The organism is Enterovibrio norvegicus (assembly GCF_002876705.1).
GTDB classification, from domain to species: domain Bacteria; phylum Pseudomonadota; class Gammaproteobacteria; order Enterobacterales; family Vibrionaceae; genus Enterovibrio; species Enterovibrio norvegicus_B.
Genome location: NZ_MDAG01000010.1, coordinates 1 through 13,056 on the forward strand (window position 1 = coordinate 1; position 13,056 = coordinate 13,056).

Consider the following 13,056-nt stretch of genomic DNA (forward strand, 5'->3'; position numbering starts at 1 on the left):
AAGCTGCGCTATTCACCGATATTCTTTGTGTTTCTTCAGAGTGCTCTCAGAGGGTCACCCTCTGGTCCGCTACTCACAAGAGCCGGATGCGCCACAAAGCTGCGCTATTCACCGAGATACAACGCTTTCTGATTTCTCAGAGGCGGCTGTTAACCTAAATAGTGGTCGGTGAAGAGGGATTCGAACCCCCGACCCTCTGGTCCCAAACCAGATGCGCTACCAAGCTGCGCTATTCACCGATCGTTTTTGTGTTTCTTCAGAATACTCTCAGAGGGTCAACCTCTGGTCCGCTATTCCCAAGATCCGGATGCGCCACAAAACCGCGTTACCTATCCGAAAAGTCCCGCTACGCTGTGCGCTGCGGAGGTGGCTTATATTACTCATCCTCGCCGCAGACTCAAGTGTTTTATGATGATTTTCACTCGTTACGGACCGATCGCTTAAAGGATCACCAAATGCGGACGAATTGCGACCACAAACACAGTTAGAAAAGCACGTGCTACTAACCCGAACTTCACTTGATCTGGATCATCGTAGAATGTTTTACCAATTGGCAACCTAGCTTTAACGTTAACAGACAAAGGAATACAAAGATGGACTTCTGGTTAGACCTACTTTTCGGAAACGCAATTGGCCTCTCCTCTATGATCGTCATTTTTGTCGCGCTCGGCATGATCAGTTTCATGGGAGGCTTCTTTGTCTATAAGGCATTCAAAGACCCAGAAACAAACTGAATCCCTTAAGCGATATGTTTAAACCAAACGCGAGTATCGAGCAGCAAAATAGCGCGCCAAACGCTCTGTTCGACTAACGTACTTCGGTTGAGTTGCTTACACCAGAGTGCTCGCTATATGCGGTACTCTGGTTTTTTTGTCCTTTGTTTTTGCGAGCGACAGCGAGTGTAGATTGAACATTTTCTAAGCAGTCGGTTTGCTTCCTACAAGATCTCTGCGTAAATTGTCATTATACTCAAGCGACGCTTTACCAATCCGTAATGACTATGAACGGCAATAATGAGTCGGATTTATTCCGGGAAATGATGGCAGATGTCGCCCCTATCGCTCACGATACGGTGGAAAAAGTCAGCCAGCCACACAAGCCTACTGATGCTCAGCTTGCTCGACAAACTGCGGCACAAAAGTTGTCGGACAGTAATCCTGAGTATTTATCTCTCGATTACGCTGAGACGCTCAAACCTGATGACATCGTCACCTTTAAGCGTCCAGGCGTGCAAGATGGCGTGTTTAGAAAGCTTCGCTTAGGCAAGTATGATATTCACGCACGCCTCGATTTGCACAAATACACCCTTAAAGATGCGCGAGAAGAAATCCTCACCTTTTTGAAACAATGCCAACGCATGGACGTAAGAACCGTCATCATTGTTCATGGCAAAGGTGAGCGAACTAACCCACCAGCGCGAATGAAAAGCTTTGTTTGCCAGTGGCTTGAACAGATCAGTGACGTTATGTGTGTGCACTCAGCACAGCGCCATCACGGCGGCACAGGCGCAGTATATGTTCTGTTAAAGAAGAGCCAAGATAAGAAATTGGAAACGCGTGAACGTCATTTAAATCGACGCGCATAACAGCAAGTTAAACGCAAAAAGGAGCCGATTTGGCTCCTTTTTTTTGGCTTTACTCTTCGCTTTTTATAGCGTCACGACAACACGAATCGCAAGCCCAATAAGCACGATGCCGCAGAATTTATCAATCCACACCGCGCGACGTTTAAGGGTTTCGAGCATTCGGCTGGATGACAACACCAGTGCGACAATGGTGTACCAAAGTCCATCGATAACCAAAGGTGTCGCCACAATCACTGAGCGACTAAACACATCGGTACCAACCGCCACAAACTGGCTAAACAGTGCCAAGAAAAACAAAGCCAGTTTAGGATTCAGTATAGAGATCATGGCACCGTCACGCGCCGCTTCCAGCAGAGTCGTTTTCTCGCCAGATTCAAGCTTTGCGGCAACGCCGCCTTTTGATTGTAAAGATTTTATGCCAAGCCACGCTAAGTAGCCGGCGCCCGCATAGGCAATGATCTGAAATGCCATCGGCGATTCTTTTAATAGCACCGCCAACCCAAGCAAGGTAATCACTGCATATAAGCCCACACCCAAAGCGTGTGCCCAAGCCGCAACAATACCGTGCAAACGGCCACCCGCTAAGCTATGCCTCACCATCACGACAAGGCTTGGGCCAGGAGACATCGCGCCCAACATGCAGACTAAAACAAGGCTTAGCCAAACAGAAACCGTCATTTTTCGTTGTCCTTGACCCCCATCAAATGATTGATGCGGTCGATTTGTTCATTCGTAAGTTCAATCTTACAGCTCAAATACCCCAAACCGCTACCAGATCCTGATGCAAAGCTCGCTTCAACCATCTTGCATTGCTTGTCGCGCCATTCGTTGAAACTTTCTTGCGTGGATTTCGCAGACATAACGGCATTTTTCATCGAAGACACAGCATCCAGCTTGGCGAAATGTTCTGTCAGCGCTTTTTCTTTAGCGATGAGTTTGGATTCTGCAATTTGCCAGTGGTTATCAAGGCATGCGGCCACTTCAACCTGCGTTTCATGTGCCGTGTAACAATGCATGAGAACAGCGTCGCTGCTTTTACTCGCCATCACAGGGAGACTCATTAGCGACAACATCAGCACACCGATATACTTCATTTACCTTCCTTACCTATCTCCGCCATCTTTCCTTGCGTTAATGTCAGCAAATCAGAGGGCGTTAGCTCTATCTCTAATCCTCTTCGACCTGCGCTGACATATATCGTTTCAAACTGCTCAGCACTTTTATCCAATAACGTGGGTAAACGCTTCTTTTGCCCCAATGGACTGATGCCACCTACCACATACCCTGTTGTTTTTTCTGCGATAACTGGGTTGGCCATTTCGGCTTTTTTTGCACCCGCCGCTTTCGCTGCCGCTTTTAAGTCAAGTTGCCCTGCAACAGGGACAATGGCCACCGCCAGTTTTTTTGGATCGCCGTTCATCGCGAACAACAAGGTTTTAAAAACACGACTGGCATCTTGTCCCAACACACTTGCGGCTTCTAAACCAAATTGGGTGTTGTTCGGATCATGCTCATAGCTGTGCACATGAAAAGAAATGCCGGACTTTTCCGCGAGGGTGATTGCAGGTGTCATAACTCTTGTCTCTCGTTCCTAGGGTCTGCTGACCTTGGACAAGCCAACGTCAGATCCTCTTGATAATGACATAAAAAAAGGCACTGATAACAGTGCCTTTTTAAGACGTCTTAGAGAGCAATCACTTGTTCCCTATTAATACGCAATCATCCTGTCGATGTTCTCATATGAATGTCGTTAGGCTGTTTGACTAACTGACGCATCACAACCTTACTTGTAAACCATTTCGCCATTTGGCGCATACTTGTTCACATCAATCGGCGTGTTTTTCTCTAGGAAGTCTTTCAACACTTCTGCGTCAACAAAACCTGTGTTGACGTTACCTGGGTGGTCAGTAATTTTCGGGTAACCATCACCGCCTGCAGCGTTGTAGCTAGGCACGGTGAAACGGTATGTTTTGTTTGGATCGAGAGCTTCACCGCCGACCTTCACATCACTCACACTATCACCATCAACCACCATTGAGATGCCATAGAACTGCGCGTATGCACCAGAATCTACAGGCTTAGTTGCAACAACGTTCAGGTAATCCAACACTTCTGCACCGCTCATGTCGGTATACGTCAGCATGTTAGCAAAAGGCTGAACGGTCAGTACGTCTTTGTACGTTACGTCGCCAGCTTCAATAGAGTCACGCACACCACCAGAGTTCATGACAGAGAAGTCTGCTTTAGCACGCTCTTTGTGCGCAGCTGCAATCATTCGACCAAGGTTGGTTTGCTGGAAACGCACCACGTTGCGGTCACCTTCGAGTTTGTCGTTGGTTTCTGCAATCTTCACATTCAGCTGATCCTGACCTTTCTCTTGGTAAGGTTTCAGGAAGTCATAAATGCCTTTGTCTTTTGGAATTTCATTCTGAATGAAGACACGTTTTTTCTCGCCATTTACCTTAATTTTCTTTTTAAGGTTCACAGGGATCAAATCGTAAGACACCAAGTTAAGCTCGCCATTACGGAATTCGAAATCCGCTTTACCGACGTATTTGCCCCACTCGTGTGCTTGAACGATGTACGTACCATTTTGGTTATCAGGTTTACATTCATCACCCGGTTTGAAGGTTTTGCTCGCGACATTTGGGCCTTCCATACAAACAGGCTCTTGTGAGTGACCACCCACAATCATGTCCAGTGAACCTTCATCCAAGTAGCGTGCAAGTGCAACGTCACCCGGCGCGTTGATGCCGCGCTGGCCATCTTCGTAGTGACCCATGTGCGTCGCGGCAATGATGATGTCTGGGTTTTCTGTTTTTTCCAGCTCAGCGATCAGTTTCTTCGCTTCTTCTTTCGGATCGCGGAATTCCAGCTCTCCGATAAACTCTGGATTACCAATTTTTGCTGTGTCTTCTGTTGTCAGACCCATCACAGCAATGCGCAGACCATTCTTCTCGAAGATTTCGTACGCTTGGTATTTACGCTCGCCAGTGGCTTTGTCATAGATGTTGGCAGAAAGCATTGGGAAGTCGGCCCAGTTCATTTGCTTCTCAAGCACATCTAACGAGTTATCAAACTCATGGTTACCCAATGCCATTGCGTCATAACCAATCATGGTCATGCCTTTGAAATCAGGTTCTGCATCTTGCAGGTCTGACTCAGGAACACCGGTGTTGATGTCACCACCAGAAAGCAGGAGTACCGCTGCACCGTCTGCTTCGGCTTCCGCACGAAGTTTGTCGATCAGTGTCTTACGCGCGGCCATACCATACTCGCCGTGGCGGTTGTGCCAGAAACGACCGTGGTTATCATTGGTGTGGAGAATGGTGACGTTATAGGTGGTATCTGGTTGCCAGCCTGGCACAATTTCCGTTGTTTCAGTCGTGGCAGAACAGCCTGCTAGAGAAGCAAGCAATGCAGCGCTAATGGCTGCTTTCAGAGAAAGGCGATCCGTCATGGTGTTACCTATTTGTTTGTTGAAAACCTTGCGGTAAGGGCGAACAGCGTCGCACCCAAATGCACTGTGTTAACGTCGACATTTACGTCGTTTTCACGAAGTAGTCTAAATATATAAGTTAACCAACACATTCTTCTCTCAACAAAGTGCCGCCTAGATCACTGAAAAACACACTTACACGCGTGAACGTTCAGGATTTAGACGGCACCAAGGTCATGAGCGATTATTTTTTCTGCAGCTTGCCCTTAGAGCGAGCAATGGCAAATGCAGCCGCCAATGCCAACAAGAAACAGTAGTAAGATTGGCTCACCACAGACAACGGTGACAACTCGAAAATTGAGCCCAACAACAGAGCCTGCGCGCCATATGGCAACAAACCTTGCACCACGCAAGAGAAGATATCTAACAAGCTCGCGCTGCGCTTAGGTTCAACGCCATGCTGTGTTGCCAGCTCTTTTGCTACACCACCAGAAACGATGATCGCCACGGTGTTGTTTGCCGTGCACAAATTACTGATGCTAACCAAAATAGCGATACCCGCCTCACTGGCGCGCGAAGAGCCCTTTTCCGCCGCTTTATCAGCGCGAGAAAGAATCAAACGGCTCAGTTTTTCAGTAACAAATGCCAAGCCACCTTGTTGGCGCATCAGCTCCGCTAAACCACCAATCAATAGGGACAACAAGAAGATCTCTTGCATGTTGCCAAAGCCTGCGTAGATATCCTGACTCAATGACATCACGCTGTAATCTTCAATGCGTGCAATGCCCACAGCACCCGCAAACACGATGCCTAACGTCAACACCACGAACACATTCACGCCGTAGACAGCAAGACCTAAGATGGTCAAATACGGCAATACCGCCAGCCAATCAATAGAGCCTGAAGCTGGAGCCTGCGTCACTTCATTGGAAAAAAAGAAAATAACGAGGCTCACCAACGCTGCAGGTACCGCAATTTTCACGTTCTCGCGGAACTTGTCTTTCATGTGACAGCCTTGAGAGCGCGTCGCAGCAATGGTGGTATCAGAAATAATAGAAAGGTTGTCACCAAACATTGCGCCACTCAGCACCACACCCGCCATTAGCGTGGCATCAATACCTGTGCTTTGTGCAATGCCCAACGCGACTGGCGCAACGGCTGCTATGGTCCCCATTGACGTACCCATCGCTGTGGCGATGAATGCTGAAATGAGGAACAGCCCCGGCAGTATCATGCTTGATGGCAAAACGGCCAAACCTAGGTTTACCGTAGCATCAACGCCGCCCGTTGCTTTAGCAACCGCAGAAAAAGCACCTGCAAGAAGATAGATCAAACACATCGCCGTGATATCACGGTGAGAGACACCCTCAATAAATTGACCAATGGCACCATTGAGTTTTTCTTTGCTCATCAACACCGCAAGCACTATCGCTGGCAAAACGGCAATAGGGGCGGGTAATTGGTAAAATGCGAAATCGACATTTTGCGTCGAGAAGTAGACGCCAGTACCAATGAACAAACACAAGAACAGCCCAAACGGCAAAAGCGCTTTGGCTGAAGGAGTGGGGGAAATTTGCTTCTCTGTCATGTTGTGTTACATCGTTTTTGTGATTTGGAACGAAGAGTAAAATGAAACCATCAATGCGTCAATATATAGACGTCTAAACGTCCGAATCATTTCACTACGATTCATGGCTACTTTATATACAAGGCATTGATACAAAGAGACTCCACCAGGAAAAACTTTGATCGCCAGCCATAAATATCACTTTAAATCATGATGTTATGAATTATTATTTTATGATATGTATACGTACGCTCCCTCGGCGCTTGTCGGCATCACGTGTAAATTAAAATAGTTGCACATTCCCTCTAAAGCCTCCTCATTTTGCGCCGATACAACACTCCGTACTAATAACAAAAAAACGATCTGATCCTGTCTGTTCGGGATCTATTTTTATCATGAGTTCGATGCAAGGAAGTTAACAATGACGCTGACACTCAAACAGAAGTTGATAGGCACCTGTCTTTTTGCTGTAACGGCAATGGCGATGGTCCTTTCCATGCTTGCCGCCAATCAACTGTCTACACAAACCCAACGGAATCTTGAGGAACGCGTCACAAGCATGTCTGACGTTGCCAAAGCAGGTATTTCTGACTGGCTCGTTGCGCATGAAACGGAATTATCTGGGTTTATCAAAACGCAGCCTCACAGCAACCCTGAGCAAGCGTTAAAAATGCTCCAGATTGCGGGCGAGTTTGCCATGACATTCTATGCAAAGACCGATGGTACCTTGTATCTCGCGAATGGCGCGAACGTGGACATCGACCCTCGTCAGCGTCCTTGGTATATCGATGCCGTTAGGGAAGGTGACAGTGTAAGCACAGAACCCTACACAGACGCGTTGACGGGTGACACCATGGTAACGGTGGCAACGCCTACGTTTACGAATGGAAAATTGAGCGGTGTTATTGGCGGCGACATTAGCCTTCGCAAGATCGTGAACGACTTGGCGCAGTTTCGTTTCGGTGAAAATGCCTATGGCATGTTGCTCACCGACAAGGGCACTTTGATTGCGCACAAAAACGCAGCACTTCGTGGGAATCAGCTTTCACAATACAATGCAGCCCTCGATATTTCGACGGTGAAGGAAGCGGCATTCAACGGCGACATTCTATCGCTGTCGTTGAACGGCGAAGATAAAGCGTATTACTTTGCGACGTTACCTAACGCGAACTGGATCATTGGTATTGAGCTCGATATGGCGACCGAATTGGCTAGCCATAACAGTGCCGTCACAACGCTTATCATCACCAGTGTGGCCATTACTTTATTGGTCTTAGCAATGGCTGCTTGGGTCGTGAGTTTCTTGTTCCGCGATTTGAAGCGCGTCTCTACCGCAATGGCTGAAATTGCCAGTGGCGATGCCGATTTAACTCAACGCCTCACGCCACACAGCAAGGATGAGGTGGGTCAACTCGCGCAGAATTTCAACACCTTCGTGGCGAACATGCACACCATGGTGACCCACCTAAAAAACGTGGGTGAAGCACTTGCCATTCAAGCGAATACATCGGCTGAGCAAGCCAGTGAGCGCAGCGCACGTATTCGTGGTCAACAAGACGAAATCAATATGGTGGCAACCGCCATCCATCAAATGACCGCAGCCACACATGAAATTGCAGGTAGCGCAGAAAACACCGCACAACTGTCAAAAGAAGCTGTGGGTTGCTCGTCTACGGGTGCTTCTCAGGTAAACCAGAGCCAGGTGTCGATCGGTAACCTATCGACAGAAGTGGAATCTGCTACAGCCGTTATTGCAGAACTGCATGCGCATACTCAGAGCATCAATTCCATTCTTTCGACGATTCAAGGCATTGCAGAACAAACCAACTTGCTGGCATTGAACGCGGCAATCGAAGCCGCACGTGCTGGTGAGCAAGGTCGTGGGTTTGCGGTGGTTGCTGATGAAGTCCGTGTCTTGAGCCAACGCACGCACGATTCAACTCGCGAAATTCAAGCGACCATCGAGACGCTTCAAACCACAACGCACTCCGCGGTTCAAATCATGGAAGACAGCCGCCATTTGGCGACCACCAGCGTTGATGACGCAAATTCCGCGACGGTGAGCTTATCGCAAATCACCACGTCGGTTTCCACCATCAGTGACATGGCGACTCAAATCGCGTCAGCGGCGGAAGAGCAATCCTTGGTGACCTCTGAAATTACTCGAAATACAGAAGCAGTTCGCACAGCGTCAGATCAATTGGCAGCAGAAGCGAATCAAGCGAGTATTCAAGCCAGCGAGTTATCTGGCTTGTCGCAGCAGCTGAATGCGGAAATTTCACGCTTCAGACTGTAACTCGACGCCCCCTCGCGGTGAAGGCCGCGAGTTTAAAACGAGAAAAGCCGGCATTAGCCGGCTTTTTTATTCGATGCTTGCCCCGTCTTTAAAGGTCAGACGGGACAGGCGTTAAGCGAAACAGCACTTAGCGAATGTCTAATTCTTCAAAGCTCTTCACCAGATCGTCCAGCGCTTTCATTTGCTTTAGGAACGGCTCAAGTTTATCAAGTGGCAACGCAGAAGGACCATCACAGCGCGCGTTGTCTGGATCAGGGTGAGCTTCAATAAATAGACCGGCAATCTTGGTGCCCAAACCAGCGCGAGCCAAGTCAACAGTCTGCTCACGACGACCGCCAGATGCCGCGCCGAGCGGATCACGACATTGCAGTGAGTGGGTAACGTCAAAAATGATTGGGCTGCCGTTGCTTGCCTTTTTCATCACGTCAAAGCCCAGCATATCAACCACAAGGTTGTCATAACCCATGCATGAACCACGTTCGCAAAGAATGACTTTGTCGTTGCCGCATTCTGCGAATTTATCAACGATATTGCCGACTTGACCAGGGCTCATGAACTGCGGTTTCTTCACGTTGATAACCGAGTTTGTTTTTGCAAATGCTTCAACCAAGTCAGTTTGACGAGCGAGGAATGCCGGCAACTGGATAACATCAACCACTTCAGAAACAGGCTGAGCTTGCCAAATTTCGTGCACATCAGTGATCACTTTAACGCCAAACGTTTCTTTCAATTCTTGAAAGATCTTCATGCCTTCATCGAGGCCAGGACCACGATAAGAGTGAACTGATGAGCGGTTTGCTTTATCAAAAGACGCTTTAAATACGTAAGGAATACCCAGCTTTTGGGTCACTTCAGCGTAATGCTCACAAATCTGCATTGCCAGATCACGAGACTCCAACACATTCATTCCTGCAAAAAGAACAAATGGTTTGTCGTTAGCAACTTGAATATCGCCAATCTGAACCGTTTTTTGTGCTGTCATGGTAGTTTCCTGATTAGTGGAAAATTGGGGCTTCTGCAGTCAAAACTTTGACCTGCAGTTTTAGCAACTCAGCGGCCGGATCGTCAGGGCACTGAGCAATAAAATATTCGTAGTCTTCCGCGGCAACCCAATCACATTTGAGTTGTTGGAATATATAGCCACGGTCGCGGATTTCGTAAGGGTCATCAGGGCTGAATGTCAGCGCCAATTCACTGCACCGCAATGCCATGGCGTAGTTTTCTTCACGAAGCAATGCACTTTTAACGACGGCTAACCAGCGGCCAATCAAGGTTGCATTGTCTGATGATTCCAAATACTCAGGTTTCACTTCAGCACTTGGGCCTTCTTTCCCAATCAACCAACCGCGAAGTACGCGTTGAGAAAGGTATTCGCCATCAAAAGGATTGATGTATTGCGCTTCTCTGTCGAGCCAGTTTACTTTCAAGATCAATTGAGTGGGATACCCCACTGGCTGCAACGGTAAATCTAAACGGTGGGCAAAGAAAAGAAACACTGCGCCAAGGCTCACGGGAATACCTTTGCGGCGGCGAAGCACTTTCTCTACAAACGCGTTGTCAGAAGAGAAATATTGCTCGAAATCCCCTTTAAAGCCCCACTCTTTGTAGAACAAACGCAGCAGGCCATCAAGACGGAGTTCGTCATTGGTTTCGCCCGCTAAAAGGTGATCGGCTTCTTTCGCCAATAGCTCAAGTTCAGCACGAACCCAATGCAAGGATGTCGCCGGCTCGATGGCGGCATTCAGTGCCAATGCACCTTCAACCAGAGTCAGCGTATCTAATTCTTGATCCGTAAACGCTTTCATTCTTACCCCAACAACTGCGGCGTTTTGGTGATAGCTAGGTTAGCGGCAGCATATACCCAACCTAAAGCACCAAAGAAGGCGAACAGTCTGAACAAGGTGCCTTGGCTGTAATTCAGAGCCACGAAGCCCAAAGCAATATACGCAAACACACAGGTCAGTTTTTCGGTCATCCACACCGCACCCGGTGTAAACGGCGTGAAGCCAGTAATGACCACGAGAGAAATGCCCGTTAGCAACAGTGCAGTGTCGATAACATGAGGAATGACTTTCACCCACTTCTTCTCGAGCATTTTACTGTCCATCATGCGCCATACGAAACGAATGATGAAAAGAGTCACGCTAAGCGCGATGGTAAAAAGGTGTATATGCTTCAATGCAACGTACATAGTCCGTATATCTCTTTATTGTTGTATAGGGTGGAATCAGGGCGAACAGCGCCCCAGCGTAACACGATCTTGTCCTGCGTAATCTTGCACCGTTTCCACATTGCAAAACCCCGCATCAGAAAAAATGGTACGAACCACATCGCCTTGGTCATAACCGTGTTCGATTAAAAGCCAGCCATCCGTCGCCAAATGTTGAGGGCTTTGCTGACAAATGTGGCGAATATCCGCCAAACCATGCTCATCAGCAATCAACGCCGTTTTAGGCTCAAACCTCACATCGCCCTGTGAAAGATGCGGATCTTCAGGGTCAATATATGGCGGGTTACTCACGATCATGGTGAAGGTTTGTCCCGCTAAGTTATCAAACCAGCTGCTTTGCAAAAACTCGGCGTTGCTGATGGCATTGCATTGCTGATTACGTGCGGCAAGTGCGACAGCTTCCGGACGAAGATCAACGCCCACAACGCGTATATCTTGACGCTCACTTGCTAATGACAACGCAATCGCGCCCGTTCCTGTACCTAAGTCCAACACGCGCCCTTCACCGACAGGTAATCGTTCCAGCGCGAGTTCAACCAAGCGTTCCGTATCAGGACGAGGGATGAGCGTACTTGGCTCCACATTCAATCGCAGCGACCAAAAATCACGATAGCCGATGATGTAGGCCACTGGCTCTCCGTTTACACGGCGAGCGAGCAACGCATTAAAACCACGCTCCTCTTCCTCAGACAACAGGTTATCTGACCATGTATAGAGATAGCTGCTTGGCTTGTCTAACACATGGCAAAGAAGGACTGACGCATCAATCTTGGGTGACGGACTTTGATTTTCACTTAGCAAAAGCGCTGCATCGCGCAGCGCATTTTCAATGCTGATGGGCATTAGTGTTGCTCTGCCAACGCTGCCAATTGGTCCGCTTGGAACTCTTGCATGATTGGATCAATAAGGCATCTCAAGTCACCTTCCATCACTTCATCTAAACGATAAATCGTCAGCGTAATGCGGTGATCAGACACACGCCCTTGTGGGTAGTTGTAAGTACGAATACGGTCAGAACGGTCACCTGAACCAAGCAGGTTACGGCGTGTGCTTGCTTGTTCAGCCGCGCGTTTTTCTTCTTCCGCTTTAATCAAACGTGCAGCCAGTACTGACATCGCTTTCGCTTTGTTTTTGTGCTGTGAACGCTCGTCCTGACACTCAACCACCGTGCCGGTTGGCAAGTGGGTAATACGAATGGCAGAGTCGGTGGTGTTAACGTGCTGACCACCCGCACCTGATGAACGGAACGTATCAATTTTCAAATCAGACGGGTTGATATCTGGAATTTCTGCTTCTGGGATTTCAGGCAAAATCGCAACGGTACACGCTGATGTGTGAACACGGCCTTGAGATTCAGTTGCAGGAACACGCTGAACGCGGTGACCACCCGACTCGAATTTCAATACACCGTAAGCGCCATCACCCGAGATGCGTGCCACCATCTCTTTATAGCCGCCTTGCTCAGAGCTATTGGCGTTAATTACTTCAACACGCCAGCCTTTCGATTCGGCGAAACGGCTGTACATGCGGAACAAATCGCCTGCAAAAATACCCGCTTCATCACCACCCGCACCTGCGCGAATTTCAATGAAACAGTTACGTTCGTCATTTGGATCTTTTGGCAACAGCAACACTTGCAGCTCGTCAGTCAGACGTTCGATTTCTTCTTTGGCTGCTTTGACTTCTTCTTGCGCCATTTCACGCATTTCAGGGTCGTCTTCGTTCGCCATTTCTAGCGCAGCTTCGAGATCGCCTTCTGCTTGCTTGTAAGACGTAAAGCACTGAGTGACTTCTTCAAGCTGGCTGTACTCTTTTGACAACGCACGGAATTTATCCTGATCGCCAATAATGCCGGGATCACTCAGAAGGTGTTGCACTTCTTCGTAGCGCTCGCTCAGCGCTTCTAGTTTGGCGAGAATAGATGGTTTCATAGTGAATT

13 protein-coding genes and 1 tRNA gene are annotated in these 13,056 nt (G+C 48.3%); 3 read left to right on the forward strand and 11 right to left on the reverse strand.

Annotated elements, in window-relative coordinates; translation table 11 throughout:
• Positions 1-162: 162 nt before the first annotated feature.
• Positions 163-239 (reverse strand) — tRNA-Pro (locus tag BCT27_RS05880).
• Between the two features lie 354 nt (positions 240-593).
• Here BCT27_RS05880 and BCT27_RS05885 point away from each other — a divergent pair.
• Positions 594-734: a DUF3149 domain-containing protein gene (locus tag BCT27_RS05885; protein WP_017009034.1), complete on the forward strand. Its 141-nt coding sequence runs from the start codon at positions 594-596 to the stop codon at positions 732-734.
• 266 nt (positions 735-1,000) lie between these two features.
• On the forward strand, positions 1,001-1,585 hold the full coding sequence (gene smrA / locus BCT27_RS05890; RefSeq protein ID WP_102310493.1) for a DNA endonuclease SmrA: 585 nt from the start codon (positions 1,001-1,003) through the stop codon (positions 1,583-1,585).
• Between the two features lie 63 nt (positions 1,586-1,648).
• Here smrA and BCT27_RS05895 read toward each other — a convergent pair whose 3' ends face one another.
• From BCT27_RS05895 to BCT27_RS05915, 5 genes are all read right to left on the reverse strand, one after another.
• Complete coding sequence (locus BCT27_RS05895) at positions 1,649-2,263, reverse strand: LysE family translocator (RefSeq protein WP_102319138.1); 615 nt, start codon at positions 2,261-2,263, stop codon at positions 1,649-1,651.
• Entirely contained in the window at positions 2,260-2,679 is a 420-nt protein-coding gene (locus BCT27_RS05900; protein WP_102319137.1) for a lysozyme inhibitor LprI family protein, read from the reverse strand. Before BCT27_RS05900 ends, BCT27_RS05895 begins: the two co-directional genes overlap by 4 nt.
• Positions 2,676-3,158: a Cys-tRNA(Pro) deacylase gene (gene ybaK / locus BCT27_RS05905; RefSeq protein WP_102395316.1), complete on the reverse strand. Its 483-nt coding sequence runs from the start codon at positions 3,156-3,158 to the stop codon at positions 2,676-2,678. The genes BCT27_RS05900 and ybaK overlap by 4 nt, the downstream gene beginning before the upstream one ends.
• A gap of 210 nt (positions 3,159-3,368) precedes the next feature.
• A complete protein-coding gene (ushA, locus tag BCT27_RS05910; RefSeq protein WP_102319136.1) occupies positions 3,369-5,045 on the reverse strand; it encodes a bifunctional UDP-sugar hydrolase/5'-nucleotidase UshA in 1,677 nt (558 codons plus the stop codon).
• Between the two features lie 223 nt (positions 5,046-5,268).
• Positions 5,269-6,612: a Na+/H+ antiporter NhaC family protein gene (locus BCT27_RS05915; protein ID WP_017009040.1), complete on the reverse strand. Its 1,344-nt coding sequence runs from the start codon at positions 6,610-6,612 to the stop codon at positions 5,269-5,271.
• Positions 6,613-7,012: 400 nt separating this feature from the next.
• On the opposite strand from BCT27_RS05915, the gene BCT27_RS05920 reads away from it, so the two are divergent.
• A complete protein-coding gene (locus tag BCT27_RS05920; protein WP_102395317.1) occupies positions 7,013-8,887 on the forward strand; it encodes a methyl-accepting chemotaxis protein in 1,875 nt (624 codons plus the stop codon).
• A 127-nt stretch (positions 8,888-9,014) separates the two neighbouring features.
• On the opposite strand, the gene kdsA is transcribed toward BCT27_RS05920, so the two are convergent.
• The 5 genes from kdsA to prfA are packed head-to-tail and all read right to left on the reverse strand — an operon-like array spanning position 9,015 to position 13,048.
• Complete coding sequence (kdsA, locus tag BCT27_RS05925) at positions 9,015-9,869, reverse strand: 3-deoxy-8-phosphooctulonate synthase (RefSeq protein WP_102319134.1); 855 nt, start codon at positions 9,867-9,869, stop codon at positions 9,015-9,017.
• A gap of 13 nt (positions 9,870-9,882) precedes the next feature.
• Entirely contained in the window at positions 9,883-10,692 is an 810-nt protein-coding gene (locus BCT27_RS05930; RefSeq protein ID WP_102395318.1) for a SirB1 family protein, read from the reverse strand.
• A 2-nt stretch (positions 10,693-10,694) separates the two neighbouring features.
• Complete coding sequence (locus BCT27_RS05935) at positions 10,695-11,078, reverse strand: SirB2 family protein (RefSeq protein ID WP_102395319.1); 384 nt, start codon at positions 11,076-11,078, stop codon at positions 10,695-10,697.
• A 36-nt stretch (positions 11,079-11,114) separates the two neighbouring features.
• Positions 11,115-11,960 (reverse strand): peptide chain release factor N(5)-glutamine methyltransferase, encoded by an 846-nt coding sequence (gene prmC / locus BCT27_RS05940; protein ID WP_102395320.1) that lies wholly within the window; start codon positions 11,958-11,960, stop codon positions 11,115-11,117.
• Positions 11,960-13,048, reverse strand: a complete 1,089-nt coding sequence (gene prfA, locus BCT27_RS05945) for a peptide chain release factor 1 (protein WP_017009046.1) — start codon at positions 13,046-13,048, stop codon at positions 11,960-11,962. The genes prmC and prfA overlap by 1 nt, the downstream gene beginning before the upstream one ends.
• Positions 13,049-13,056: the final 8 nt, after the last annotated feature.